Genomic DNA, 26,111 nt, shown 5'->3' with positions numbered 1-26,111 from the left:
CGGTCCCGTAGGGTCTGCCCCAGAGTGCAGACGCGGACACCGCGAGGAGGATTGCGATGACGGATGTAGCGGCGCGCGCGAGGGCGCTGGCGGAATGGCACGGCTCGGGGGAGCTGGTGGTGTTACCCACGGTGTGGGACACCTGGAGTGCGCAGGTCGCGGTTGATGCGGGCGCCGTCGGACTGACCGTGGGCAGCCACCCCGTCGCCGACGCGATCGGCAGCTCCGATGGCGAGAACATGGACTTCTCGGAGTACCTGTCGGTGGTCAGCGGTATCTCCGCGGCGGCCGGGGTTCCCGTGAGCGTGGACGTCGAGTCGGGCTATGGCCTGGACCCGGCCGAACTCATCACGCGGCTGCTCGAGGCCGGTGCGGCCGGCGCGAACATCGAGGACGTCGTGCACGGCGAGGGCAAGCGAGTGCGTGACCGGCGGGAGCATGCCGACTACATCGCCGCGGCCCGTGCGACTGCCGACGAGGCCGGCGTGGACTTCGTCATCAACGGCAGGACGGACGCGGTGAAGCTCGGCACCGGCACCTTCGACGATCCGGTGGGCGAGGCGGAAGCCCGCATCACGATGATGGAGGACGCCGGAGCCCGCGCGGTCTACCCGGTGGGGTTGTCGACCGCCGACGAGGTGAGCCGTCTCGTGCAGGCGGTGACGGTACCGCTGAACGTGACCGCGCACCCCGTCAACGGGCACGGTGCCGGGGACCTCGAGGCGTTGCGTGGACTCGGCGTGCGACGAGTGTCTTTCGGCCCGCTGTGGCAGAAGTGGCTCGGCGAGGTGTCGGCCGGTGAGCTCGCGGGATGGGCGCCGGGAGACAGGAGGAGCTGACGCCCCCCGCAGCTCAGATCCCCCGGCGGGCGCCGGGAGACGTCAGCGGACCCGGGCGAGTGCCTCCTGCCCGGTGCCCTCCGCGGACGTCGGTGAGGCGACCGGCTCGGCGCCCGTGCCGGACGGCCGATGCCCGCTCTTGATCAGCAGCACGATGACGGCGCCCGCGACGGCCGCACCGGCACCGATGAAGAAGCACAGTCGGAACATCTCCTGGGTGGGAGCCTGGACGCCCGCGCCGATGTCGGTCATCCGGCTGGTGAGGACGATGGCCATCACCGATCCGGCGATGGTGGTGCCCATGGAGCGCATCAACGAGTTCAGACCGACCCCCGCCCCGGCCTCGGAGGCGGGGGAGTTCTCGAGGATCAGAGTCGGCATGGCCGCATAACCGATGCCGACACCGGCGGAGGCGATGCACGTCGAGACGAGCAGCTGCCACGGGGCATGCGCGGAGAAGGCGGCGACGAGGTATCCCGCCGCGATCACCGCCGCCCCCAGGGCGAGCGTGGTGCGGCCGCCGAACCGGGTGAGCATCCGGCTGGAGATCGGGGTGAACGCGAGCATCATCAGCCCGCCCGGGGCCATCCACAGGCCGGCCTGGAGCATCGTCTGACCGAGTCCGTATCCGGTGGATTCGGGGAGTTGGAGGAGTTGGGGAACGACTATCGACTGCGCCATCATGCCGAACCCGATGAGGAGCGCGGCGATATTGGTGAGAAGGATCGGCCGCCGGGCCGTTGTCCGGAGGTCGACGAGCGGCTGGTCGTGGCGGGTCTCGTAGAAGCCCCACGCGAGGAGGATCGCGGCGCCACCGATGATCGCGCACAAGGTGGCCGGCGAGGTCCATCCCCAGTCGCCGCCCTTGGAGATGCCGCCGAGGATCGCCACGATGCCGATTGCCAACCCGATGGCGCCGACGGAGTCGAACCGGGCCCGGTCCACCGGTCGCCGGTGCGGCAACACGACCAGCGAGAGCACGGCCATGACCGCGGCGAGCGCGCTGGAGACCCAGAACAGGGCGTGCCAGTCGTGGTCTTGTGCGATCCACGCGGCGAGGGGGAGTCCGAGTGCGCCGCCGACGCCGAGCGTCGCGCTGATCCCGGCGACCGCCGAGTTCTGCATGGCGGGCGGGGCGATCTCGCGGACGAAGCTGATCGCGACGGGGACGTACCCCATCGCGAGTCCCTGGAGGGCGCGACCGATGAGGACCGGCACGAGCGAGGTCGACAGGGCGCAGATGAGCGAGCCCACCAACAGGATGAGCGCGGAGGCCACGAGGACCGGCTTGCGCCCACGGATGTCGGCGAGTCGGCCGGCCACCGGCATCGCGACACCCCCGGCCAGCAGGGTCGCGGTCACCACCCACGCGGCATTGTCCGGTGCGGTGTCCAGGAGCCTCGGTAGTTCAGGCTGGATGGGGATCACCAGCGACTGCATGAGCGAGGCGCACATGCTTGAGAAGCCGAGGACCAGGATGACGGCCAGCGGCGCCGCCGCGCGGTCGCGGGAGAGATTCATCAGTTCCTTTCAGGGGTTCGCGCCCGAATATGTATGTTACATACATATTCCGACCTGTGTAGGCTACATATCGCATACGGGCACGGCAAGCAGGCGGTCAGCCGTCCCTCGTCGAGGGCGCGTCCGCGAAGGAGGACTGCAGGTGACGGCATCGCGTGAGCACTGGTTGGGGCCTGACGCGCCCGCGGAACGTCGGCTCGCTGCCATCCTCAGCCGACTCGACGGTCAACGCCGTGCCATGGAGGGCGCCATGCGGCTCGGCACCGCGGATCTGCGGTTGCTGTGGCTGCTCGCCGATGGCCGTGCGCGAACCCTGAGGGAGATCGCCGACGAGCTCCGGTTGGAGCAGTCCACGATCAATCGCCAGGTCAACGCAGCTCTGGCCTCGGGGTACGTGGAACGCCGGCGGCGAGATGGCGGCAGCGCCCACGAGTTCGAGCGCACAGACGAGGGCCGCCGGGTGTTCGACGCGGACACGGCCCGTTCTCTCGGCGCCTACGCGTCCGCGCTCTCGCATATGGGGCCGCAGGGCTCCGAGACCTTCCTGGGCCTCGCGCACGAGTTCCTCGACCACTATCAGCGCGAGGTCGAGAACGCCGCCGGCTGAACCGACGCCACGCAGGGCCGCGTGACAAGTGACCGGCCCGCTATGCCTGCACGCGCGTTGACCCGGTGGAAGAGTGACGCCCATGGATGTTGAACCCGAACCGGGCATGCCGGACAACCGCGATTGGACCACCGTGCTCGACGGCGGATGCGATGAATGTGGGTACCGACCGCACGATCCGCTGACCACCGACGAGAGGCTGGCCGCCGTGGCCGAGCGGTGGGCCGTGGTGCTCGCCCGGCCGGACGTCGCCACCCGACCGGCCCCGCGGGTGTGGTCGCCGCTGGAGTACGCGGGCCACAGTCGCGACCTCATCGAGGTACTGGGAGACCGGCTCGCGGCGATGCTCGAGGCCGACAACCCCACATATGCGGACTTCGACGGCGAGGCCGCCGTCCGCGAGCGTGAGTACTGGCGAGCCCGGGCCGCGTCGATCGCCGAGCAGTTGGTCCGTGACACCGGCCGGACGCGCGGGATCCTCGGACGCGTCGGCGACGCCGACTGGGATCGCACCGGGCGTAGGGGTGACGGGTACGTCTTCACCGTCGCAACGCTGTGTCAGTACATCGTCCATGACGTGGAGCATCACCTCCACGACGTCGACGGTTGACGTTCGACGACGGCGTTCGAGGTGACGCGGTGTGCTGAGCCGGCGGTCGCCCGGTTCGTGCGTACCCGTCACACGCCGACCGGTACCTCCGACAGTGTGCGCCGACTCCGGAAGCGCCGGATCTCGCCGCTGACCGGGTCGGTGAACTCGAGCTCGCGGGCGAGGAGCTGGAGGGGGAGTGAGCCGTCGTCGGCTGCCTCGGGCAACAGCTCGGGATAGCGCCGGTCGCCGAGGATCGGGATAGCGAGCGCGGCGAGCTGCACGCGCAGCTGATGTAGCTTTCCGGTGCGCGGTCGTAGCAGCGTGTGCAGCACGGGCCGCCCGGTGGCGCTGGTCCCGTGACCCAGTACGTCCACGACGGTCTCGGCGTTGGGCTCGAGCCCCTGCCGTATGACGGTCCGCTGCGGGCCACCGGGGGAGTGGAGGTGGTCGCGGCGCACCAGCGGCATCGGTTGCCCGTGGAGGGTGCCGGCGTCCGGGTCCCAGCCGACGGGCAGCGCGGACACCGCCTCGTAGACCTTGGTCACGCGCCGCTGCTCGAACAGCGATTGGTACGCGCCGCGCATCTCGGGCCGGGCGGTGAACATGACCAACCCCGCGGTGGGCCGGTCGAGTCGGTGCACCGGCGTGATGTCCGGGTTGCCCAGGCGCACCCGCAGCCGGACGAGGGCGGTCTCGCGTAGGTAGCGGCCGGACGGGGTGGTGGGGAGGAAATGCGGTTTGTCGACGACGACGAGGTCGTCCTCCGCGAACAGGATCGTCTCCTGATAGGGCAGTGGCCGCTCATCGGGCAGCTGCCGGTGGTACCAGACGAACTCGTGGCTGCCCGGCGTGGTGTGGCGATCGATCGGCCGACCGTCCCCGCCCACGATCTCCCCAGCGTCGATCCGGCGGAACAGCTCATCCGGGTCCAGGTGCGCGAATCTCGACACCATGTACTCGGCGATCGTCGTCCACGGTCCCGACACAGGGATGCGGAGCCTGGTGGGTCCGACACCGTGTCGTACCGGGAGTGGCGGGGGTGTGGGCACGGACCACATCGTCTCATCCCGCGCCGGGCGGTCTGTGACTTCCGCGCGCAGGGCGTACGCGCACGGTGCTGACACCTAAGGTGGCAGGAAGGAGCGGCGTCGCGAGCTACCGGGCCGGACGGGGCCGTCACACGGGTGGTGGGCCGGGGGCGGGGCCGACGCCGCGCCCGGCGACGAAGAAGGGCGGTGACTCCGGCGATGACCGAGCGGGACTCGGAGACCCACCGCACGACGCGGGCGGTGATCGGGCCGGCGCGGGCGCCCGAGCTCCACATCATGAGCTGGAACATCCGGCGGCGGATGCCGCGCTTTCTGGCGCGGTCGGCCGATCGGTGGTGCCGCCGCGCTCCCGGGATCACCGCTCTGCTCACCACGGAGCGTCCGACGGTGCTCTGCGCCCAGGAGGTGCTCCCGGATCAACTGGGGGCGCTCTACGAGGGACTCGGTCGCGGGTACCACCACGTCGGCTTCGGTCGGTCAGCCGACGGCGGCGGCGAGGCGTGCCCGATCATGTACGACGCGGACAGGCTCGAACTCGAAGGGTGGGAGCAATCCGCGCTGTCGGACACCCCGCGGCTCCCCGGTTCGACGTCGTGGGGCAACCCGTTCCCCAGGATTCTGGTCGGTGCACGATTCCGGGACCGGGCCACGAGTCGGCGGATCCACGTGATGAATACTCATCTGGATCCGTTCTCGGCGAGGTCGCGGCTCCGCGCGGCCGTAGCGATCGGGGATCTGGTCGGTCCCGGCGAGCCGCCGACGGTGCTGGCCGGGGATCTCAACGCCGGGCCGTCGAGCGATGCCGTGCGGGCCCTGTTCGCGGCCGGACTGGTGGACAGCTGGGACGGTGCGCGCTCTCGTGCGACCGGGGAGTGGGGCACCTACGGTCGCTACCGTCGTCCGCGTCGGCATGGCGATCGGATCGACTGGATTCTCACCTCATCCCGTCTCCGGGTGACCCAAGCCGCGATCAATCCGTTCCGTCATGACGGGGGCTGGCCTTCCGATCACCTGCCGGTGCAGGCCGTGGTGAGAACAGAGAGTCCATCAGGTCCATCAGGTCCATCAGGCCCTGTCGTGGCCGGGGCAGGACCGCTGTGATCGACAATTTCCTGCGTCCTGCCGGTACCCGCGGACAGGTCGTCGCGGATGCGGTCCGGCTCCTCGGCGTGCTGAGTGTGGTGCTGGCGCTGGCGGTGTCCGGGGTCACCGACGCGGCGATCGTGGCGTTCTGCACGCCAGGGCTCATGCTGCCATGGTTCCTCGGAATGCGGCCGGGGGCCGACGCCGCGGTGTGCGTGGTGCTGCTCGTCGCGGCGTGGAGCAACGTACTCGATCTCTATCGAGCAGTCTGGTGGTGGGACATCCCCGTCCACGTGGCGACGGCCGGCGCCCTCGCGGTCATGGGGTACCTGGTGCTCGCCCGCCGGGACATCGTGCCGCCGCCGGCCTCGCCACGATTCACCGCCATCGGAGCCGTGGTGCTCACCACCGCGCTGGGGCTGGCCCTCGGCGCGCTCTGGGAGATGGTCGAATGGTTCGGATATGCCGCGATCACCGCCGACATCCACGTGACCTACCACGACACGATCGGCGACATGGCCGCCGGCGCGTCAGGGGCGCTGCTCGGGGGCCTGCTGATGGCCCGCACGCCTCAGCTGCTGGTCCCGTCGATCGCTGTCACGGTCACGGGGTGCGAGTCCCGGTGATGTCACTGGTCGTGATGCCGCCGCCGTTGTCGTCGTCGCCATCGGAGACACTGCCGGGCGGCGACGCGCCCGCCCTCGGCGCCCCCGCACCGACGCCCGGGGCGTGCACCACGTCGGCGAGCAGTGGGAACAGCAACACCGTCACCGCCCCGGCCGCCACCAGGACCGCGGCTTCCTCGGCGCGCATCAGATCGCCGGTCACGGCCACGTCCGTCACCGCCACGATGATCGGCAGACCCGTCGCCGCGTACAAACCGACCCGGGCGCGGTCGCGCGTCGTCGCCAGGCCGGGGCTGACCCGCAGCCACGTCTCCGAGAGCCACACGCCACCGCCACGCAGGATCAACATGCTCGCCACCCCGGCGACCAGCAGCCACGGGGCCGCCGCGACCGCATCCACGCTGATCCCCATCCCCGACACCACGAAGAACACCGGGATGAACAAGGAGTATCCGACGGTATCCAGGCGGCCGAGCAGCTCGCCGAGCAGGTCGCGGGGCGGCGCGTGGGGAGCTGCGGAATCCGACCGGACGGCCACGAGTTGCCTGCCGTACGCCTCGACGAGGCTGCGCAAGATCATGCCCGCCGCGAACGCACCCAGCACCACGTCCAGTCCGAACACCGACGCCACGGCCATCATCGCGGCCAGCAGCAGGAACACCGTCCGCACCACGAGCTGTCCGGTCGAGGTGTTGCCCTGCGCCAGTGCGCGCCCCATCGCGGGGACGTAGAGCAGGCGCCGCGGTACCGCGAACAGGAACAGGGCGGCCAGCAGGAACAGGGCGACCGCCACCGCGGACGAGCCGATGTCCCGGGTGCCGAGCAGTAACGCCATGGCCAGGACGGGGCCGAGTTCTCCGACCGCGCCGTGGGTGAGCACCGCGCGGCCGACCGGGGTGGTGTCGTGGCCGCCTCCCTTGAGGATCGGCAGCAGCGTGCCGATCGCGGTGGAGGTGAGCAGCAGGCCGATCGCCACGGCGGTCTCCCAGCGGTCCGAGACCAGGTACCCGACGCCGGTCGCCAGGATCAGGCTCACCACCCAAGTGCCCGTCGCGCCCGCGCCCCGACGGCCGGCGAGCGTGGACGTCCGGAGTTCTGCGCCCGCGAGCAGGAACAGCATGCCGAGTCCGATCTCCGACAGCATCGCCACGCCGCCGCTCTCCTCGGCCAGGCCGATCCCGTTCGGGCCGATGAGCATGCCGCCGACCAGCAGCAGGACGACCGCGGGGATGAACGACCGGGCCATCCAGGACAGCACCGGCGCGACGCAGATGACCAACACGATCCAGAACAGCGAGAGTAGTTCCGTCGACGAGGTCCCCAAAGCCAGGAGGGTGGTGGTCACGTCCGGCCTTTCGTCGGAGGGATGAGCGTGAGCCTAGTGCAAGGTGGGTGCATGACGACCCCGCTCTGCACGCGCTCCGACGACGACCCGCACCACCTCCCGGGCTTCCGTCGCACCTTCGCGCCCGGGCATCTCACGCTCGGCCTGGGGTTCCCACTACGAAGCCGGGGCGACGACGCGCCGGTCGGGGATCTCGCCGCGCAGATCGAGGCCGCTCGCGCCGCCGAGGCCGGGGGCTTCGCCGCCCTCTACGTCCGTGACATACCGCTGCGGGTGCCGTCGTTCGGAGACCTCGGGCAGGTGTACGACCCGTGGATCCATCTGTCCCACATCGCGGCGCACACCTCGCGGATCGCGCTGGGGACCGCCGGCATCGTCCTGTCGATCCGACACCCGCTGCACGTGGCCAAGTCCGCCGCCAGCCTCGACCGGATCACCGGTGGTCGCTTCCTGTTGGGGCTGGCCTCGGGCGACCGGCCCGAGGAGTTCCGTGCGTTCGGACTCGAGCAGGGGGAACGCGGCGAGCGGTTCCGCGAGAACCTGCGCGTACTCCGACACGCGCTCAGCACGGAGATGCGCGGCATCCGCTGGCCGGGGGGCTGGATGCACAGTGCGGACGTGGTGCCCAAGCCCACCGCGGCGTCCGTGCCGATCCTCATGATCGGTTCGTGTCAGCAGAGCGTCACCTACCTCGCCGAGCACGGGGACGGCTGGATGACCTACCCGCGCGACTTCGACGCCCAGCGCCGCACCGCCGCGCGATGGAGGGAGCTCGTCGAGGCGGCAGGAGTCGCGGACGCCCCCTTCAAGCCCTTCGCGCAGTCGCTGCAGGTCGATCTGTCCGAGGACCCGGACGAGACGGCGTCGCCGATCAACTTCGGGTTCCGGCTCGGCCGGCGTGCGCTGGTACAGCACCTCGACGATCTCCGACAGATCGGTGTGAACCACGTTCTGCTGGGTGTGGGCGCGAGCACGCGACCGATCCGCGAGGTGATCGACGAACTCTCCGAGCACGTGGTGCACCGGTTCCCCGCTCTGGGTTCGTCGTCGGGCTGACCCCGTCCGCCTCGTCCGGCGGCGCGGGTCCGGCCCGAGTACCTAGGCTGGCCCCATGAACTCCGGAACCGATACCCCCCGATCCGAGAACCCGACGACGGAAGTCGACATCAAGCCACGCAGCCGCGACGTGACCGACGGCCTGGAGAAGACCGCCGCGCGCGGGATGCTGCGAGCGGTGGGGATGGGCGACGACGACTGGGTCAAGCCCCAGATCGGCGTGGCGTCGTCGTGGAACGAGATCACCCCGTGCAACCTCCCGCTGGACCGGCTGGCCAAGGCGGTCAAGGAGGGCACCCACGCAGGCGGGGGGTACCCGCTCGAGTTCGGCACCATCTCGGTCTCCGACGGCATCTCGATGGGCCACGAGGGTATGCACTTCTCGCTGGTGTCCCGCGAGGTCATCGCGGACAGCGTGGAGACGGTCATGAGTGCCGAGCGGCTCGACGGTTCGGTGCTGCTCGCCGGGTGCGACAAGTCGCTGCCCGGCATGCTCATGGCCGCCGCGCGTCTCGACCTGGCCAGCGTCTTCCTCTACGCCGGGTCGATCATGCCCGGTTTCGCCAGGATGTCGGACGGGACCGAGCGCCAGGTCACGATCATCGACGCGTTCGAGGCGGTCGGGGCCTGCTCGCGGGGACTGATGAGCCGCGAGGACGTGGACAGTATCGAGCGCGCCATCTGTCCCGGCGAAGGCGCCTGTGGCGGCATGTACACCGCCAACACGATGGCCAGCGCCGCCGAGGCCATGGGGATGTCCCTCCCCGGCAGTGCCGCGCCGCCGGCGCCGGACCGTCGTCGCGACGGGTTCGCCAAGGCCAGCGGCGAAGCCGTGGTGGAGATGCTGCGGCGCGGGATCACCGCCCGCGACATCATGACCAAGGAGGCGTTCGAGAACGCCATCGCCGTGGTCATGGCATTCGGTGGCTCGACAAACGCGGTGCTGCACCTTCTGGCGATCGCCAACGAGGCGGAGGTGGAGCTGAGCCTCGACGACTTCGCCCGCATCGGAGCCAAGGTCCCGCACCTAGCCGACGTCAAGCCGTTCGGTGCACACGTGATGAACGACGTCGACAAGATCGGCGGCGTGCCCGTCGTGATGAAGGCACTACTCGATGCCGGGTTGCTGCACGGTGACTGCCTGACGGTCACCGGCAGGACCGTCGCCGAGAACCTGGCGCACATCTCGCCGCCGGACCCGGACGGCCTGGTGCTGCGTGCGATGAACGAGCCGATCCACCCGACCGGTGGCATCACCATCCTGCGCGGCTCCCTCGCCCCGGAGGGTGCGGTGGTCAAGTCCGCGGGCTTCGACTCGGATGTCTTCGAGGGCACCGCGCGGGTCTTCGAGCGAGAGCGCGCCGCGATGGACGCGCTCGAGGACGGGACGATCACCGCCGGCGATGTCGTCGTCATCCGTTACGAGGGGCCCAAGGGTGGTCCCGGAATGCGCGAGATGCTGGCCATCACCGGGGCGATCAAGGGCGCGGGGCTGGGCAAGGACGTGCTGCTCATGACCGACGGCCGCTTCTCCGGAGGGACGACCGGCCTGTGCGTCGGGCATATCGCGCCGGAGGCAGTCGACGGCGGTCCGATCGCGTTCGTACGCGACGGGGACCGGATCCGCCTGGACGTCTCGAACGGCACACTCGAGCTCCTGGTCGACGAGACGGTGCTGGAGGGACGCAAGGACGGATGGGAGCCGTTGCCGCCCCGCTACACCCGTGGCGTCCTCGCCAAGTACTCGAAGCTGGTCCAGTCCGCCTCCGAGGGCGCGATCTGCCGCTGAGGGTGCATCGATCAGACGACTCGCCCCGCCGGCTGATGATCAGCCGGCGGGGCGAGTCGGTGGCGGCGGCGGGGGATCAGTCGAGGACCGTGCCGTCGTCGAGGTGGGACAGCGAACCGTTGTCGGGCAGCTCGCCGGTGGCGAGGTAGACGAGACGGTTCGCGATGCTCACGGTGTGATCGGCGAAGCGCTCGTAGTAGCGGGCCAGCAGCGCCAGGTCCACCGCCGCGACCGAGCCATAGGGCCAGTCCTCGTTGGAGAGCTGCTGCATCAGCGTGGCGTGGAGCCCGTCCACGGCATCGTCCTGGGAATCCAGGAGCAGGGCCTTGTTCACGTCGCGGTCGCTGAACAGGTCGGTGAGCTGACGGGACATCGCGATATCGCGCTCGGCGAGCTCCCGGATGAGGGGGACGACCTGCTCCGGGACCACGGCTTCGGGGTGGCGGCGACGGGCCACGCGGGCGATGTGGCCGGCGAGGGCGGCCATCCGTGTGAAGTGCTCGACGATATAGATCCCCGAGACGACCTGACGGAGATCCCGCGCGACCGGCGCCTCCAGGAGGAGCAGCTCGAACGCGTGCTGTTCGCTGACCTCGCGGAGCTCTTCGAGCTGGGTGGCGCCGTCGATGACCTCGGTCGCCGCCACCTCGTCGCGCTCCAGGAGCGCCACGGTCGCGCGTTCGAGGAGCGTGGTGTTGGTCTCGCAATAGCGGACAAGCTGGTCGGAGAACTCGTCGAGCTTGGAACGGAAGACAGTACGCATGCCTCCGACCGTAGTTATCACGGCGGCCCCGGGCAGCGCCGTTCTCCCAGTGTTCACCCACCTGACCCGCAAACGGGGGCGATCGGGCGCGCTAGTAGACAGAACGGTCTGTCCCTGCCTACCCTGGCCGACACGAGAAGTCCCCGGAAAGGACACGACATGACCCTCTTCCTGTACGAGACCACCCCGTCCCAGGAGCAGCAGGCCGATCCCTCTGCGCTTATCGACGCCATCGCCGCCACGCTGACCGAGGCGGGCGTCGAGGTCATCGAGACCCAGATCACCAAGGGTGCCGCCCGGATCTTCACCATCGTGGAGTTGGCCGACGGCCCGGGCGGCGCCTGCGCCACCGAGGCCCCCGCACTGGACGCCGCGAAGCTCGGCGTCGCCGAGGTCACGGAGCCCGCCCAGGTCCGCCTCGTGGGCACCGACCTCGAGACCATCAAGGCCGCCCGCCCCGAGGCCGGCTACCTGGTCGAGTGGGACATCCCGGCCGAGATCGACATGGACACCTACCTCACCCGCAAGAAGGAGAAGTCCCCGAAGTACGCCGAAATCCCCGAGGTCTCATTCCTGCGCACCTACGTCCGTGAGGACACGGACAAGTGCCTGTGCTTCTACAACGCCCCCGACACCGACGCGGTCGTCCGGGCGCGTGAGATCGTGTCCACCCCGATTTCGCGTCTACACGAGCTGGCATGAGCGCACCCACGGCCAGCACTCTCACCCCGGATCTCGGCGCCCCGCGGGCGCGTCTGATCGCCGGCGATTTGGGTTCCGTCGACGCGACGGAGCTCCTCGCGGTGATCGACTCGATCGCCGCGCGGGCCTCCGCCCTGGACCGCGCTGACGCGGACCTGCGGGAGGACATCGCCGCACTCGCCGGTCTCGGACTCTTCGACGTCGACCGCACGCCGGTCCCCGTCGCCGCGACGATCATCGAAGCCGTGGCGACGGAGAGTCTGGCCGTGGCGTTCGGCGCCTGGGCGCAGCGGATGACCGCGGCCTACCTCCGACATGCCGCTGACCGATCCGAGGCCGCTCAACAGAGCTACCGGGCGGTCGCCGACGGCGTCCGGCCGGGGGTGACCGGCATGGCCGCCGCGCAGCGGCAGGTCGTCGGACTCGGCAACGTGCCCATCACCGCCACCCCGGTCGACGGTGGCTACCGGATCGACGGACCGATCGCGTGGGCGTCCAACGTGTACCCGGACAGCACCATCGTGCTGGCGGCCAACACCGAGGACGGCCGCAGCCTCGTCCTGACCTTCGGGGCCTCGACCCCCGGCGTCGAGATCCGTACGGCTCCCGACCTGCTCGCGCTCAACGCGACGGCCTCCACGATGATCGGACTCGACGGCGTCGTGGTGCCCGATCAGCAGGTGTTGGGCGAGGACCTCGGCGACTTCCTGTCTGGCGTGCGACCGCAGTTCCTCGTCCTCCAGGCGGCCTTCTGTTCCGGCGTGGGCGCCCGCTCGCTCACCGAGGCCGAGGGGCGGCTCGAGGGACTCGGGGCCTTCTACTCGGACGAGCACGAAGCGCTGGCGGGCCGGCACGAGCACATGCACTCCGAGCTCCACCGCCTCGCGGCCGCGCAGCACAGGGCGTCGCTCACCGACCTGTTGCTGCTGCGTCTGGATGGCGCGGAGATCGCACCCGCCGCGACCCGGCTCGAGGCGATCCTCTGCGGCGGGATGGGCTACGCGCAGGGGGCTCCGGCCAACCGCCGTATGCGCGAGGCGGCCTTCCTTCCGGTGCAGTCGCCGTCGCAGTCCCAGCTCCGCTGGGAGCTGGACCGCCTCGGGGTGGTCGCGTGAGTTCAGCGGTCCTCGAGCGACCGGTCGCCGTGAGCGTGACCGGTCTGCAGCACCGGCTCCCCGGCGGGCGGACCCTGTTCGACGACCTCGAGCTCCGGGTCCGCGCCGGTGAGTCGCTGGTGCTGCTCGGGCCCTCCGGCGTCGGCAAATCGACCCTGCTGCGCATGCTGGCCGGCCTCGAGGAGCCGGCGGGCGGTGCCCTGCGGGTGGGCTCGCAGTCCATGGCGGACGGCAACGAGCACTCCTATGCCGTGGTCTTCCAGAAGCCGCTGCTCTACCCGTGGTTGTCGGTACGCGAGAACGTCGCCCTGGGCGCCCGGTTCCGTGCCCTCCGCGGACGGGTGACCTCCGGGCATGTCGACGAGCTGCTCGAGAACTTCGGGATCGCGGAACTGGCTGATTCACGACCGGACCAGATCTCCGGTGGTCAGGCACAGCGCGTCGCCGTCGTCCGGGCCGCGGCGACGCGTCCGGAGATCCTTCTCCTCGACGAGCCGTTCAGCGCGCTCGACCCGGTGACCCGGGCCGACTCCCAACGCTGGCTGGTCGGTGTGACCGCAGACCTCGGCGTCACCACGGTCATGGTGACCCACGACGTGGACGAGGCGTTGGTGGTCGGCTCCCGCATCGCCCTGCTGGGCTCGTCCGGTCGGGTGCAGCGGGAGTGGACCAACACCTCCCACGGCGCCACCGACTCGGACCCGGCGCTGCGTGGGGAGATCCTGGCCGCGTACCGGACGGCCTGACAACGGCGATGAAGAATGATCCGGGGGCGCGCGGCCCCGTACTCGACCGACGCTCGCTGCTGCGTACCGGCGGCGCACTCGCGGTGGGGGCCGGAGCCCTCGGCGGCGCGGCGACGTTGGGCAACCTCGTCTCCGCGGCGACCGCCCCGCGCGGGGTCGCGACAGAAGAGCTGCGGATCGGCTACCTGCCGATCACCGACGCCGCGCCACTACTCGTCGCACACGGGGACGGATACTTCGAGCAGCAGAAGCTCATCGTCGGGCGACCGGTGCTCTTCCGCTCCTGGTCGTCGCTCATGGAGGCCTTCCTCACCAAGCAGGTGGATCTGATCCATCTGCTCATGCCGTCGGCGGTGCAGCTGCGCTACGTCCTCGGCGCCGACGTGAAGATGGTGAGCTGGAACCACACCGGCGGCGGCGCGATCACCGTCGCGCCGCATATCAACGATGTCTCGGAGCTCGCCGGCACGCAGGTCGCGATCCCGGGCTGGTGGTCGATCCACAACATGCTCCTGCAGCGGGTGCTGCGGGCGAATGGCCTGACCCCCGTCGCGCGAACGGCTCCGAGCCGTGGGGACGGAACCGTCGAGCTCGTGGTGATGGGGCCCGCCGACATGATCCCGGCGTTGGCCACCGGGTCGATCTCGGCGTTCACCGTGGCGGACCCGTTCAACGCCGGCGCGGTCGCCAGGGGAGTCGGCTCCCTGCACATGCTCCTGGATGAGGTGTGGCGCGATCACGCCTGTTGCGTGACGGTCGTGCACGAGGATCTCATCGACAACCGCCCGGACACGGTCCAGGCGTTGGTCGACTCGGCGGTCGCCGCGCAATTGGGGATCCGGGCCGATCGCTCGGCCGCCGCCGCGATCCTGTCCGGTAAGGGGTACCTCCCGCAGCCCCCGGCGGCCGTGGAGGTCGCCATGGCCGGGACGGTCGCCGATCCCGCGGGAGGCCCCGACAGGCCCCGGATCGACTTCCACCCGTACCCGTTCCCGAGCTTCACCGAGGAGCTGGTCCGCCAGATGCGCCAGACGGTCGTCGACGGCGAGACCCGATTCCTGGACGGCCTCGACCCGGCGAGGGTTCACCGCGAACTCGTCGACGACAGGTTCGTCCGCGCCTCGATCGAACGACACGGCGGACCGGCCGCCCTCGGACTCCCCACCTCGCTCACCCGACACGAACGGTTGCTCTCATGACCCGCACGCACACGACCTCCCACCCGGGCGGGGGCCCGGACACGGATGGGCTCGCGGCGTCGAGCCCCCGCGAGGCACGCCGCCGTCGCGGCGATCGCTCCAAGGGTGGTCCCACGACGGCCGGCTCGGCCCTCGCTGCGCGGTGGGGGGCGGGACTCCTGGGCCTGGTGCTGGGGCTCGGCGTGTGGGCGCTGCTCACCTCCGGGCTGGTCACCGACGACCCGGTGATCAGCGGCATGTCACCCGCCCGCACCTGGTTCGGCCTCGGCGATCTGCTCGATCGAGGGGTGCTGCTCTCCGACGCCTCGGTCAGCCTCTACCGGCTCGTCGCCGGCCTCGCGGCGGCAGCACTCCTCGGCGTCCCGCTCGGACTGTGGTTGGGGCTTCGGCGCCGCGCGGAGGCGGTCGCGGGCCCGCTCGTGCAGTTCCTCCGCATGATCTCGCCACTGTCATGGGCACCGGTCGCCATCGCGGTGTTCGGCATCGGGAACGAGCCGGTGATCTTCCTCGTCGCCGCCGCCGCGATCTGGCCGATCATTCTCTCGACCTCCGCCGGCGTCCAGGCCATGGACCCCGGATACCTCGACGTGGCCCGGACGATGGGAGCGAGTGGCTGGGAGCGGCTCACCCGCGTCGTGATCCCCGCCGTTCGGCCGTCGATCCTCGGCGGCATCCGACTGGCACTGGGTACCGCCTGGATCGTCCTGGTGCCGGCGGAGATGCTGGGCGTGCGTTCGGGACTGGGTTACCAGATCCTCAATGCCCGTGACCAGCTGGCGTACGACCAGGTGATGGCGGTGATCCTCGTGATCGGCGTCCTCGGCTTCGCGCTCGACTCCCTGTCCCGACTGCTACTGCGGGGCGGCACCGCGCGCTAGCGCCATCAGCGCGGCCCGGCCGGGGCGCGCTGGATGCGACCCGGCGGTGACGGTCAGGATCGGCGCATCTCGGAGCGCAGATGGTGCGTCATCGGTTGCCCGACGGCGGCCATGGCGAACGTGGTGGTGACCGCGTCGCCGACGAACTCGTAGCGCCGCCGGGTCGAGGTCACCTGTTTGGCGGTGGCGCTGTTGAGCAGGCTCGCGGCGAACTCGAGGACCACGGAGCCCGCTTCGGCATGCACGGTGCCCTCACAGAGTTCGGCCTGCCCGGTGGGTTGGGCGATCACGAACTCGGCGGTCCCGTCTCCGGGGATCCGCAGAAACCCTGTTTCGGTGTGCATCGGGTTCCCTGCGGGGCCCCGGGTCTTCTGGACGTAGTGCAGGAACGGCTTGCCGACGTCGGTGAAGGTGATCTCCTCGGTATAGGAGAAGTCGTCGATCGTCGGGTAGGAGCCCGCCCCCTGTCCTGTCCAGGTTCCGAGGATCATGCGCACGGGGGCCAGGTTGGGGGCGAGGGACGCGGGGGAGTTCATGCCTTCAGAGGGTAGGCCACCCCGGCGCCGCCCATTTAGGGCGGCGGTGTCACCTGTCCCAGACCGGCTCAGCGCCCTCGTCCAGCCGCAACCCTTCGCTGGGGGTGTGCGTGTTGATCCGGCCGGAGTGCATGAGGTGGCCGACGGGCAACTCGTGCACCGTCGAGACCACGTCGGCGACGATCCGCCGGTGGCACCGCCACCACACGGATTCGGAACACATCACGACGGTGCGTCGCGTGCGGGCGTCGGCCACCACCCGGTCGAGGGCGGACCGGAACGCCGGGTCGCGGGTCCACGCGCTGTAGGCGCGGAACGCCTCGACCCGCCACCATGTGTCCGGGGAGGCCCGGCGCTGGGCGGCGGTGAGGGTCCGCCGACCGCCGAGATCCTCCTCCCACCGGTAGTCGATCCCGGCGTCTGCGGTGATCTTCGGGACCGCGCCTCTGGCCGCCGCGGAGTTGGCACGGCTCCCGGGGAAGCGCCGGATGTCCACCAGCAGCTCGATTCCGGCGCCGGTGAGGAGCGCGGCGAGCTCGTCGTGCTCGAGGCGCCCGTGTCCGACGGTGAGCAACATCAGGCGGCGGGGTCCGGCTCGCCGCCCCGGCGCGGGACGAGATGGGTGACGGCGACGATCACGGCGCCCACGATCAGGCCGAAGACCGCCGAGCACACGGTGCTGACGAGCCAGCTCAGGAATGCCCCGACCCCGGCGATCCCGGCGGCGGGATCCGCCAGGACGTGAACCAGGTGGTAGGGGCCGGTGACCCCGAGCTCGTCGAGGCCCACGAGGAGGATGTGCCCGCCGACCCAGAGCATGGCGAGCATGCCCACGAACCCGATTACGTTGAGGATGGTGGGCATGGACCTGACGAGGCCGTGGCCGAACTTCTGCACACCGGGGGAGTCCTTGCCCGCGAGATGCAGCCCGAGGTCGTCCATCTTCACGATCACGGCGACCACACCGTAGACGAGGGCGGTGATAGCCAGGCCCACCACGACAAGGATGACCGCCCGCGACCAGAACGCCTCGCCGGCGATCTCGTTGAGGGCGATCACCATGATCTCGGCGCTGAGGATGAAGTCGGTGGTCACCGCGCTGCGGATCAGCTTCTTCTCCGCATCGGGCCCCCTCTCGACCACCGGGGTCTCATCCTGATGGTGGCCGGAGACGCGCTCCCACACCTTCTCCGCGCCCTCGAAGCTCAGGTAGAGACCGCCGAGCATGAGGATCGGGGTAAGCAGCCACGGAACGAACTGGCTGAGCAACAGCGCGAAGACGATGATGACCGCCTTGTTGCCCAACGACCCGGTCGCGATGCGGCGGATGATCGGCAGCTCCCGCGACGGCTCGACGCCCCGGACGTACTGCGGGGTCACCGCGGTGTCGTCCACCACGACGCCGGCCGCCTTGACCGATGCGCGGCCGGCGGCGGCCGCGACATCGTCGACACTGGCCGCGGCCATGCGGGCGAGTACCGCGACGTCGTCGAGCAGTGCTGCGAGTCCTCCGGCCATCATGTCCTCACTGATCTGGGCGGGGCCACCCCGCTGTGGTGCCCGGCCTGTGAAAAACAGGCGGACCGTCACAGGGTATCGCCGCGATGCGACATCCGCTGCCGGCCACTGTGCGACGCGGCGGATGACCGACGTCAGTCGTCGACCGCGTCCAGTACCCATCGCAGGGTGGAGACCCCTGTCCGGCCGAGTGCCACGCCCAGGCGGTGCGACCCCCGCGGGCCGTCCGGCAGCTCGAGCATCCGTCGGGCCCACTGCGGCAACGCGGCCACCGCGCCGTGGCGCAGCAGGGTGTACACCGGCTTGTCGGTCCATCCGACGGGCGGTTCGTCGAGGATGAAGTGCCGGGCATCCAGCGCGGCGGGGGAGGACTCGAGCTCGGGGAGATATCCCGACAGCGCCCGGTCGAGTTCGTGTGCGGTGGTCGGGACGTCGCGGGCGCCCAGCATCAGCCCGGTCCGTGCGGACTGGCGGACGTAGTCGTCCCGCAGCCCGGGGGTGAGCCGTTCCCGCCCGTACAGGCGGTGGCATTCGAGGAAGCTCCAGATCTCGGCCACGTGCACCCACCGCAGCAGGTGCGGGTCCCGTGCGTCATACGGTCGCCCGCGGTGGTCGACGCCCACCACCGAGCGGTGCACCCCGTTGATGGTGCGGATGAGCTCGGAGGCGTCGGCGATCGTGCCGAACGTCGTGGTGGCGATGAAGCCGGACGTCCGCTGCAGTCGCCCCCACGGATCCCCCCGGTAGTCGCTGTGATCGGCCACTCCGGCCATCGCCAGTGGATGCAGCGACTGGAGCAGGAGCGCGGTCAGGCCCGCCGCGAACATGGACGCGTCGCCGTTGACCCGGCAGATCGCGTCCCCGGGGTCGTTCCATCTCGCACCCTCGGAGTGCCAGATGCGCTGCCGACCGGCCGCCGCGTCGTCGCCCGCGATCCGCGACCGCACCACGAGACCCACCTGTCGCCGGGCACCGGTCAGCGCGCCGCTCAGCGCACGCGACGCGGTCGTCGTCACCGTCGTCATATCTGGAATCCCGTCTCACCGAAGGACGTCGTGTGGGTCACGATACCCGCGGTATGGACGTCGGGAGCGGTATGGTCGCGCTGATGAGCTCGCCGCACCCGCTCCCGTCCCGCCGCCTCCGCCTCCGGGGGGTGGCCGGGGTCGTCGGGGTCCTCGGCGCGTTGGCGGCGATCAACCTCACCGCGAACCTCGCCGATCTCGCCCACCGCGAGTGGGTCATCCCGATCTCGGTCCTCGCGCTCGTGGCAGTGGTCAAGGCGCGCGGGATGCACTGGTCGGAGCTCGGTCTGTCTCTTCGGCACATGCCCCGCGGGCTGGCGTACGGCGTCGCGGCGACCGCCGCCGTCGCCGCGGTGGTCACGGCGGGCTGTCTCATCCCCGCGACGAGCCCGTTCTTCCTGTCGGAGCGCTACTCGGACCTGCGGATGGCGGTATTCTCCGCGCTCGTGCTCATCCCGCTCATGACCGTCCTGCCGGAGGAGTTCGCGTTCCGCGGCGTGCTGCAGGGAGCGCTCGAGCGCACGTTCGGCACCAAGGGTGTCTTCGTGGTGGGGTCGATCGCGTTCGGCCTGTGGCACGTCACCACGTCGCTGGGGCTGACCTCGGGCAACGCCGGCCTGTCAGGACTGTTGGGCACCGGCCTGGGCGGTCAGCTCGCGGGAATCGCCCTGGCCGTGGTCGCGACCTCGGTCGCAGGTGCCGGCTTCATCTGGTTCCGCCGTCGCAGTCGGAGCCTGCTGGCCCCCATCGGCCTGCACTGGGCGTTCAACGCCGTCGGTGCGCTCGCTGCCGCGCTCACGTGGCGCGCAGTGGCCGGCTGATCATCGCGCGCACCGCCAGCAGGACGAGCGCGGCGCTGACTCCCATCACGAGGAGCATGGGGATCGCCGAGTGCGGTCCGGCGAGGCCGGTGAGCGGCGAGACGATCGCGGCGAGGAGGAACTGGGCGGCGCCGAGCAGCGCCGATCCGGTGCCCGAGCGCCCGACGGTGGCCTGCATGGACAGGGCCGCGGCGTTGGGGAGGACGGCCCCGATCGACAGGGTGAGCAGGATGAACCCCGCAGTGACCGGTACCAGCCCCAGGGTGCCGGCGGGGGAGAGGGCCACGACGACGACGAGGTAGACGATCGCCGTGACCATTCCGACCACGCCGGTGTACAGGATCTTCTCGGCGGCGAACCGACCGGCCAGTCGCGCACTGGCGATGTTCGACACGAGGATGCCCAGGGAGTTGACGGTGAACGCCACCGAGTACGCACTGGGAGACAGGCCTGCCATGTCCTGATAGATGAACGGGCTGGCCGAGATGTAGGCGAACAGCACGCCGAAGGTGAACACGAAGGTCGACACCCGGGCGAGGAAAGGGCCGAACGTGGCCACCTCGCGCATGTCGGCCAGAGTCGACCTGAGGTCACCGGCCCGGCGGTCCTCGACGCTCAGCGACTCCGGGATGGCGGCGATCACGCCGACGAGCGTGATGGCGGACAGCCCGGCGAGCAACCAGAACACCCCGCGCCAGCCGCCGAAGGGGACCACGGCCCCGCCGAACAGCGGCGCGATCACCGGCGCCACCGACTGGATGGCCATGAGCGTGGCGAAGGCCTTGGTCACCCCCGGCCCGCGGCCCACGTCCACCACGATGGCCTTGCCCAGCACGATGCCGGCGGCGCCGAAGAAGCCCTGGGCGACCCGGGCGAGAACGAGGACCCAGATCGACGGGGCGAGCGCGCACGCCACCGCTGCGAGGAGGGTGCCGACGGATCCCGCGATGAGTAGCCCGCGGCGACCCAGCCGGTCCGACAGCGGGCCGATCACCAGCTGACCCACGGCCAGCGCCACCATGAATGCGGTGAGCGTGAGCTGCGCAGTGGAGGCCGTGACGTCGAACTCCTCGACGATCAGCGGTAGCGCCGGCAGATAGGTGTCGGTCGCAAACGGCCCGATCGCGCCGGCGAGGGCCAGGGCGACGAGCATCGTTCCGGGCAGCGTGCGCGTGGCAGTGGGTTCTGCGGAGCGGTCGGGCCGGGCGGGGTCGGGCGAGGGGGTCGAGGTCACGAGGGGGCACGTTACCGCCGTGGCACCCCATCCGGGACGCCGCGCCAACCCGGCCCCACCCCCGGCCGGGCGCGTGTCCCCGGACAGGCGACTGTGCGGCGGATCAGTTCAGTTCAACCTCGGCGACGCCGTCGAGATAGGTGATCACGCCGCCGTCGAACGTGGAGATCCAGCCGCCATCGGTCGTGGCCTCATCCGCTGTCGGGAAGCCGAGCTCACCGCCGGGGCCGCCGGCCTCGAGGTAGGCGGTGAGGATCTCGCCCTGGACCAGGAAGGCCCTGCCCGAGGGCGTCTGGACGAGCGCGCCCCGTTCGAACCCGGTGATCGATCCGCCGTCGACATCCTCGGCGGGGCCGGTGGCGCCACCGAGTTCGCCCTCGACGCCGCCGAGCTCCGCCCAGCGCTCGGCGACAGCGCCCGGGACGCGTACCTCGTCCCCGGCAGGTCCGGGCACTGTGGCCGAACCGCCCGGCGGCGTTGTCGTCGTCGTACTCATCGCCGCCGTCTCCGACGCGGCGGTGTCACCTGATCCCCCATCGCCACCCGCACAGGCGCTGAGGCCCGCACCGGCGACCGCGGCGAGGGAGAGGGCGGCGAGGACGCGCGTGATCCTGTCCATACCCGCCGATCTTAGTCGCCCGGCCCCCACCGGGTCTGTGGCCGGATCGCAACCGGTACCCCCTTCCCGGCGTCGACCCCGCGGAGCAGACTGGGGGTGTCGGAGCGCCGCCGGGTCCGCGCGGCGGCCGGGGAGGAGAAGACCCCGATGGCCGAGATGACGACATGCCTCTGGTTCGACGGCACGGCACGCGAGGCGGCCGAATTCTACTGCTCCGTGTTCCCCCGCTCGCGGGTGACGTTCGTGGACACCAGCCCCGTCGACACGCCGGGGCAGAAGGCCGGGGAGGTGGCGCTCGTCGAGTTCGAGTTGGACGGCCGGCCGTTTATCGGACTCGACGGCGGGCCGGGGGTCGAGTACACCAACGCGATGTCGCTCGAGATCCGGTGCACCGACCAGTCCGAGATCGATCACTACTGGAACGGCCTGCTGGCCGGCGGTAGGCGGGCACTCCAGTGTGGATGGCTGATCGACCGCTACGGGGTGCGCTGGCAGGTCGTCCCGGTGTTCCTCTATGACGTGTGGCGCTCGGGCGACGGTGAGGCCGCGCGCCGCGCGTTCGCCACCATGATGGACATGGTCAAGCTGGACCTCGAGCCCCTGGAGGCCGCCGCCCGGGCAGGCTGAACCGCCTCCCCGGGCGCTGCCGGTCCTACAGGCCGGGGCGCTTGCCGATCGTCAGCGTGACCTCGCCGGTGTGGGCGAAGAAATCCTCGCCCTTGTCGTCCACGACGATGAACGCGGGGAAGTCCTCCACGTCGATCTTCCACACCGCCTCCATGCCGAGCTCCTCGTACTCGATGACCTCGACGTGCTTGATGCAGTCCTGCGCCAGGCGGGCCGCCGGGCCACCGATGGACCCCAGGTAGAAGCCACCGTGGGCCGCACACGCGTCCGTGACCTGCTTGGAGCGGTTGCCCTTGGCCAGCATGACCATGGAGCCGCCGGCGGCCTGGAACTGCTCGACGTAGGAGTCCATGCGGCCGGCCGTGGTGGGGCCGAAGGAGCCCGACGGCATGCCCGCGGGGGTCTTGGCCGGGCCGGCGTAGTACACCGGGTGGTCCTTGAGGTACTGCGGCATCTCCTCGCCGGCGTCGAGGCGCTCCTTGATCTTGGAGTGCGCGATGTCGCGGGCCACGACCAGCGGGCCGGTCAGCGACAGGCGGGTCTTGACCGGGTGCCTGCTCAGCTCGGCGAGGATCTCCGGCATCGGCTTGTTCAGGTCGATCCGCACCGCGGCGCCCTTGCCAGTGCCCGAGATGCCGTCGGTGGCGGCATCCAGCTCGGCGTCGGTCGTGGCGGGCAGGTACTGGCCCGGGTTGAACTCGAGCTGCTCCAGGAACACGCCCTCGGGGGTGATCTTGGCCTTGGCCTGACGGTCGGCGGAGCAAGACACGGCGATCGCGACGGGCAGCGAGGCTCCGTGCCGGGGCAGTCGGACCACGCGCACGTCGTGGCAGAAGTACTTGCCGCCGAACTGGGCGCCGATGCCGATCTTCTGCGTGAGTTCGAAGACCTTCTCCTCGAGCTCGAGATCGCGGAAGCCGCGGCCCGTCATGGCGCCGGAGCTGGGCAGTTCGTCCAGGTAGTGGGCCGAAGCGAGCTTGGCGGTCTTGACCGTGTACTCGGCCGAGGTGCCGCCCACGACGATCGCGAGGTGGTAGGGCGGGCAGGCAGCGGTGCCGATCGAGCGGATCTTCTCCTCGATGAACTGCATCATCCGCTCGGGGTTCAGGATCGCCTTGGTCTCCTGGTAGAGGAACGACTTGTTGGCGGACCCGCCGCCCTTGGCCATGAACAGGAACTTGTAGGAGTTCTCGTGGCCGGGAGTGGTGTCGGCGCCGATCTCGATCTGGGCCGGCAGGTTGTGGCCGGTGTTCTTCTCGTCCCACATCGTCAGCGGGGCGTTCTGCGAGTACCGGAGATTGAGGCGGGTGAACGCGTCGTAGACGCCGCGCGAGACGGTCTCCTCGTCGGGACCCTGGGTGAGTACGCGCTGGCCGCGCTCGCCCTTGACGATCGCCGTGCCGGTGTCCTGACACATGGGTAGGACGCCACCGGCGGCGATGTTCGCGTTCTTGAGCAGATCCAGGGCGACGAACTTGTCGTTGTCACTGGCCTCCGGGTCCTCGAGGATGCTCGCGACCTGCTGCAGGTGGTCACTACGGAGGTAGTGGGAGATGTCGTGCATCGCCGTCTCGGTGAGCAGACGGATGGCCTCGGGCTCCACACGCAGGAACGTCGTCCCGTCCGGACCCTCCACGGTGGATACGCCCTCGGTGGTCAGGAGGCGGTACTCCGTGGTGTCCTCCCCGATCGGGAGGAGGTCCTCATAGACGAACTCGGCCATTGACGCTCCTGGATTCTCGAACGGGTAAAACCACCGTTCAGGATAAGCGTCAGCGGGCGCAGGTCAGAATCGGGTGTGGATGAGGGGCACGAAGGTGTAGCCGCCGTGTTCGGTGATCTCGATCCGGCCCCCGACCCGGCGTACCCGGTGCATGACCTCGTTCCACGGCGCCACCATGATGCCGCCGTCGGCCAGCTGGTCCATCAGCTGAGCGGGTGCGTCCTCCGCCATCGCCGAGACGAGGATGCGGTCGAACGGCGCCAGCTCCGGGAGGCCGAGTGCGTCAGACGAGGCCCGGTGCACGGAGACCCACGGCTGGTCGATCGCCTCGCGGGAGCGCTCGACCAATTCGGGGATGCGCTCCACCGCGAAGATGCGGGAGTCGGCCCCGCCGAGTTCGCCGAGGATCGCCGCCGTCCACCCGCTTCCGGAGCCCACGTCCAGGGCGCGCATCCCGGGGAACGGCTCGAGGAGGTCGAGCATCGCGGCCACCGTCGACGGCTGGGAGTTGGTCTGGCCGTACCCGATGGGCAGCGGACGGTCACTGTCGTGGAACTCGGCGACCTCGGACGGCAGGAAGCGGCGACGATCCTGGGCGCTCATGGCCTCCGCGATCGATTCCTGCTGCATTGCTCGGCACTCCCTCCCGACATCGGTCCCTGTGATGAGCCAGTCGGCGGTCGCGCGCCCGACTCAGTTCTCGCCCAGGACGCGTGTCTCCCCTTCAGGGTCGAGGTCATCTATCGGGTCGTGGCGCTCCGCATCCGGCTCGGCGTCCGCCGTCCCGGCTTTCTCGTCGACGTCAGGTCGTTCGGCTGCAAGTTTGTCGTCGAGGTCGTGGTGCTCCTCGGCAGGGATCCACGTCTCGGGGGCCTCAACGGTGAGGTCCTCGCCGTCAGTGGTGATGACGTCGGCGTCGAGCCCCTCGCTGCCGTCGAGGGTGTTCTCGTCATGGTCGCCGACCGTGTCCGGGTCGTAGTCGCGTTCGCGGTCGTCCTCATGCTCGGTGTCCATGCTCGTGAGTCTGGGGCAGTCCGCGTCTGTTCGCATCCGCTCGAGGAAAGCTCAGGCGTGTTCCGCCCCACAAACGTCCTGGTAGTCAGGTTAGGCAAGCCTGAATTTTGCCCCACGGCGAGCCATGTGGTTAAGGTGAGCCTAACCTTCCGCCAATGTCTGGAGCGAAATGAAGCTAATCCCCAAGATCGTCGCCGCCGCCGCCGCGCTCGCGTTGACCGGCGGTGCACTGACCGCCTGCGGTTCCTCGGACGCGCAGTCCGACGGCGCCGAGAGTGAGGGGCCGAGTCGCGTCGTGCTCACCAGCCATGCTGCGGCAAACACTCTCGACGAGCTCGATCTTGAGGACAACGTCATCGGTCTGACCAAGACCGGCGTGTTCCCGGATGCGCTCTCGACCTACTCAGGCGATGAGTTCACGGATGTCGGCAGCCTCAAGGAGCCGAAGATGGACGTCATCGCCGAGCTCGGGCCCGATCTCATCCTCTACGGGAACCGCACCCTTGCGATGGAGCCCGAGTTCGCCAAGATCTCCGACCAGGTCGTGGCCGGCGACCCCGACACCTCGGACACGATTGCCTCCAACCGCGCCAAGGTCGAGGAGATCGCCGGGCTGTTCGGCGCGGAGGACGCCGCCTCCGACAAACTCGCCGAGATCGACGACCAGGTCGCCGCGACCCGTGGCAAGGCCGAGAACGCCGGCACCGCGCTGGTCCTCATGACCTCCGGCGGCAAGGTCACCGGATACGGCCCGGGCTCGCGCTTCGACCTCATCTACAACGAGCTGGGCATGGAGCCCGTCGCCGGCAACCTCGAGACCGAGGGTAGCCACGGCGCCCCGCTCAGCTGGGAGCAGATCGCCGAGCTGAACCCCGACCACGTCTTCGTCATCGATCGTGACGCCGCCATCGGCTCGGAGGGCGAGGCCGCCACCGCGCTGCTCGACAACGCCGTCTTCAACCGCACCGCGGCTGCTACCAACGGCAACGTCCACATCCTCGACGGCCAGAACTGGTACCTCGTGGGCGGTGGCCTGGGCGTGCTCAACTCGATGATCCTCGAGATCGACAACGCCGTCTCCTGA

At 70.1% G+C, this 26,111-nt stretch carries 28 protein-coding genes; 15 read left to right on the top strand and 13 right to left on the bottom strand.

Features of this window, described 5'->3' with window-relative positions; all coding sequences use genetic code 11:
• Positions 1–56 precede the first annotated feature (56 nt).
• Positions 57–839 (top strand): isocitrate lyase/PEP mutase family protein, encoded by a 783-nt coding sequence (locus ACWGLC_RS15655; protein WP_452100749.1) that lies wholly within the window; start codon positions 57–59, stop codon positions 837–839.
• Between the two features lie 42 nt (positions 840–881).
• Here ACWGLC_RS15655 and ACWGLC_RS15650 read toward each other — a convergent pair whose 3' ends face one another.
• On the bottom strand, positions 882–2,360 hold the full coding sequence (locus ACWGLC_RS15650) for an MFS transporter (RefSeq protein ID WP_452100748.1): 1,479 nt from the start codon (positions 2,358–2,360) through the stop codon (positions 882–884).
• Between the two features lie 142 nt (positions 2,361–2,502).
• Here ACWGLC_RS15650 and ACWGLC_RS15645 point away from each other — a divergent pair, with 142 nt between their 5' ends.
• The gene (locus ACWGLC_RS15645; RefSeq protein ID WP_452100747.1) at positions 2,503–2,967 is read left to right on the top strand and encodes a MarR family winged helix-turn-helix transcriptional regulator; all 465 of its coding nucleotides are present in this window, start codon (positions 2,503–2,505) and stop codon (positions 2,965–2,967) included.
• Positions 2,968–3,049: 82 nt separating this feature from the next.
• Positions 3,050–3,577 (top strand): DinB family protein, encoded by a 528-nt coding sequence (locus ACWGLC_RS15640; protein ID WP_452100746.1) that lies wholly within the window; start codon positions 3,050–3,052, stop codon positions 3,575–3,577.
• Positions 3,578–3,645: 68 nt separating this feature from the next.
• On the opposite strand, the gene ACWGLC_RS15635 is transcribed toward ACWGLC_RS15640, so the two are convergent.
• A complete protein-coding gene (locus tag ACWGLC_RS15635; RefSeq protein WP_452100745.1) occupies positions 3,646–4,617 on the bottom strand; it encodes a pseudouridine synthase in 972 nt (323 codons plus the stop codon).
• A 189-nt stretch (positions 4,618–4,806) separates the two neighbouring features.
• On the opposite strand from ACWGLC_RS15635, the gene ACWGLC_RS15630 reads away from it, so the two are divergent.
• Both ACWGLC_RS15630 and ACWGLC_RS15625 read left to right on the top strand, forming a co-directional pair.
• On the top strand, positions 4,807–5,709 hold the full coding sequence (locus tag ACWGLC_RS15630; RefSeq protein WP_452100744.1) for an endonuclease/exonuclease/phosphatase family protein: 903 nt from the start codon (positions 4,807–4,809) through the stop codon (positions 5,707–5,709).
• On the top strand, positions 5,706–6,317 hold the full coding sequence (locus ACWGLC_RS15625) for a hypothetical protein (RefSeq protein ID WP_452100743.1): 612 nt from the start codon (positions 5,706–5,708) through the stop codon (positions 6,315–6,317). Before ACWGLC_RS15630 ends, ACWGLC_RS15625 begins: the two co-directional genes overlap by 4 nt.
• Here the strand turns inward: ACWGLC_RS15625 and ACWGLC_RS15620 are convergent.
• On the bottom strand, positions 6,295–7,662 hold the full coding sequence (locus ACWGLC_RS15620) for a cation:proton antiporter (RefSeq protein WP_452100742.1): 1,368 nt from the start codon (positions 7,660–7,662) through the stop codon (positions 6,295–6,297). The two genes, ACWGLC_RS15625 and ACWGLC_RS15620, sit on opposite strands and share 23 nt — an antisense overlap.
• Positions 7,663–7,713: 51 nt before the next feature.
• On the opposite strand from ACWGLC_RS15620, the gene ACWGLC_RS15615 reads away from it, so the two are divergent.
• Both ACWGLC_RS15615 and ilvD read left to right on the top strand, forming a co-directional pair.
• Positions 7,714–8,718, top strand: a complete 1,005-nt coding sequence (locus tag ACWGLC_RS15615; protein WP_452100741.1) for an LLM class oxidoreductase — start codon at positions 7,714–7,716, stop codon at positions 8,716–8,718.
• A 55-nt stretch (positions 8,719–8,773) separates the two neighbouring features.
• The gene (gene ilvD / locus ACWGLC_RS15610) at positions 8,774–10,507 is read left to right on the top strand and encodes a dihydroxy-acid dehydratase (protein WP_452100740.1); all 1,734 of its coding nucleotides are present in this window, start codon (positions 8,774–8,776) and stop codon (positions 10,505–10,507) included.
• 76 nt (positions 10,508–10,583) lie between these two features.
• Here ilvD and ACWGLC_RS15605 read toward each other — a convergent pair whose 3' ends face one another.
• Complete coding sequence (locus ACWGLC_RS15605) at positions 10,584–11,270, bottom strand: phosphate signaling complex PhoU family protein (protein WP_452100739.1); 687 nt, start codon at positions 11,268–11,270, stop codon at positions 10,584–10,586.
• Positions 11,271–11,429: 159 nt separating this feature from the next.
• On the opposite strand from ACWGLC_RS15605, the gene ACWGLC_RS15600 reads away from it, so the two are divergent.
• From ACWGLC_RS15600 to ACWGLC_RS15580, 5 genes are all read left to right on the top strand, one after another.
• Positions 11,430–11,972: a DUF4242 domain-containing protein gene (locus ACWGLC_RS15600; RefSeq protein WP_452100738.1), complete on the top strand. Its 543-nt coding sequence runs from the start codon at positions 11,430–11,432 to the stop codon at positions 11,970–11,972.
• A complete protein-coding gene (locus ACWGLC_RS15595; protein ID WP_452100737.1) occupies positions 11,969–13,087 on the top strand; it encodes an acyl-CoA dehydrogenase family protein in 1,119 nt (372 codons plus the stop codon). The genes ACWGLC_RS15600 and ACWGLC_RS15595 overlap by 4 nt, the downstream gene beginning before the upstream one ends.
• Positions 13,088–13,161: 74 nt before the next feature.
• On the top strand, positions 13,162–13,833 hold the full coding sequence (locus tag ACWGLC_RS15590; RefSeq protein WP_452100760.1) for an ABC transporter ATP-binding protein: 672 nt from the start codon (positions 13,162–13,164) through the stop codon (positions 13,831–13,833).
• Between the two features lie 8 nt (positions 13,834–13,841).
• Entirely contained in the window at positions 13,842–15,032 is a 1,191-nt protein-coding gene (locus tag ACWGLC_RS15585) for an ABC transporter substrate-binding protein (protein ID WP_452100736.1), read from the top strand.
• A complete protein-coding gene (locus ACWGLC_RS15580) occupies positions 15,029–15,910 on the top strand; it encodes an ABC transporter permease (protein ID WP_452100735.1) in 882 nt (293 codons plus the stop codon). Before ACWGLC_RS15585 ends, ACWGLC_RS15580 begins: the two co-directional genes overlap by 4 nt.
• A 53-nt stretch (positions 15,911–15,963) precedes the next feature.
• Here the strand turns inward: ACWGLC_RS15580 and ACWGLC_RS15575 are convergent, their stop codons facing one another.
• The 4 genes from ACWGLC_RS15575 to ACWGLC_RS15560 all read right to left on the bottom strand — a co-directional run bounded on the left by ACWGLC_RS15575 (position 15,964) and on the right by ACWGLC_RS15560 (position 18,989).
• Complete coding sequence (locus ACWGLC_RS15575) at positions 15,964–16,446, bottom strand: FABP family protein (protein WP_452100734.1); 483 nt, start codon at positions 16,444–16,446, stop codon at positions 15,964–15,966.
• A 49-nt stretch (positions 16,447–16,495) separates the two neighbouring features.
• A complete protein-coding gene (locus tag ACWGLC_RS15570) occupies positions 16,496–17,023 on the bottom strand; it encodes a DUF488 domain-containing protein (protein WP_452100733.1) in 528 nt (175 codons plus the stop codon).
• Positions 17,023–17,964, bottom strand: coding sequence for a DUF808 domain-containing protein (locus tag ACWGLC_RS15565; protein ID WP_452100732.1), 942 nt, complete (start codon positions 17,962–17,964; stop codon positions 17,023–17,025). Before ACWGLC_RS15565 ends, ACWGLC_RS15570 begins: the two co-directional genes overlap by 1 nt.
• Positions 17,965–18,098: 134 nt before the next feature.
• On the bottom strand, positions 18,099–18,989 hold the full coding sequence (locus tag ACWGLC_RS15560) for an oxygenase MpaB family protein (protein ID WP_452100731.1): 891 nt from the start codon (positions 18,987–18,989) through the stop codon (positions 18,099–18,101).
• Positions 18,990–19,072: 83 nt separating this feature from the next.
• Between ACWGLC_RS15560 and ACWGLC_RS15555 the strand changes: the two genes are divergently transcribed.
• The gene (locus ACWGLC_RS15555; protein WP_452100730.1) at positions 19,073–19,810 is read left to right on the top strand and encodes a CPBP family intramembrane glutamic endopeptidase; all 738 of its coding nucleotides are present in this window, start codon (positions 19,073–19,075) and stop codon (positions 19,808–19,810) included.
• Here the strand turns inward: ACWGLC_RS15555 and ACWGLC_RS15550 are convergent.
• Positions 19,785–21,044, bottom strand: a complete 1,260-nt coding sequence (locus tag ACWGLC_RS15550) for a multidrug effflux MFS transporter (protein ID WP_452100729.1) — start codon at positions 21,042–21,044, stop codon at positions 19,785–19,787. The genes ACWGLC_RS15555 and ACWGLC_RS15550 overlap by 26 nt on opposite strands.
• 103 nt (positions 21,045–21,147) lie before the next feature.
• On the bottom strand, positions 21,148–21,663 hold the full coding sequence (locus tag ACWGLC_RS15545) for an LGFP repeat-containing protein (protein ID WP_452100728.1): 516 nt from the start codon (positions 21,661–21,663) through the stop codon (positions 21,148–21,150).
• Between the two features lie 96 nt (positions 21,664–21,759).
• Here ACWGLC_RS15545 and ACWGLC_RS15540 point away from each other — a divergent pair, with 96 nt between their 5' ends.
• Positions 21,760–22,290: a VOC family protein gene (locus tag ACWGLC_RS15540; RefSeq protein ID WP_452100726.1), complete on the top strand. Its 531-nt coding sequence runs from the start codon at positions 21,760–21,762 to the stop codon at positions 22,288–22,290.
• Between the two features lie 25 nt (positions 22,291–22,315).
• Here ACWGLC_RS15540 and ACWGLC_RS15535 read toward each other — a convergent pair whose 3' ends face one another.
• The 3 genes from ACWGLC_RS15535 to ACWGLC_RS15525 all read right to left on the bottom strand — a co-directional run bounded on the left by ACWGLC_RS15535 (position 22,316) and on the right by ACWGLC_RS15525 (position 25,027).
• Positions 22,316–24,013 (bottom strand): fumarate hydratase, encoded by a 1,698-nt coding sequence (locus tag ACWGLC_RS15535; protein ID WP_452100725.1) that lies wholly within the window; start codon positions 24,011–24,013, stop codon positions 22,316–22,318.
• Between the two features lie 63 nt (positions 24,014–24,076).
• Positions 24,077–24,643, bottom strand: a complete 567-nt coding sequence (locus ACWGLC_RS15530) for a protein-L-isoaspartate O-methyltransferase family protein (RefSeq protein WP_452100724.1) — start codon at positions 24,641–24,643, stop codon at positions 24,077–24,079.
• A 63-nt stretch (positions 24,644–24,706) separates the two neighbouring features.
• Positions 24,707–25,027, bottom strand: a complete 321-nt coding sequence (locus tag ACWGLC_RS15525) for a hypothetical protein (protein ID WP_452100723.1) — start codon at positions 25,025–25,027, stop codon at positions 24,707–24,709.
• Positions 25,028–25,196: 169 nt separating this feature from the next.
• On the opposite strand from ACWGLC_RS15525, the gene ACWGLC_RS15520 reads away from it, so the two are divergent.
• Positions 25,197–26,111 (top strand): siderophore ABC transporter substrate-binding protein, encoded by a 915-nt coding sequence (locus ACWGLC_RS15520; protein ID WP_452100722.1) that lies wholly within the window; start codon positions 25,197–25,199, stop codon positions 26,109–26,111.

The organism is Dietzia sp. NPDC055877 (genome assembly GCF_053615975.1).
Note: the sequence above shows the minus strand (reverse complement) of the source record. Positions and strands in the feature narration are given on the sequence as shown.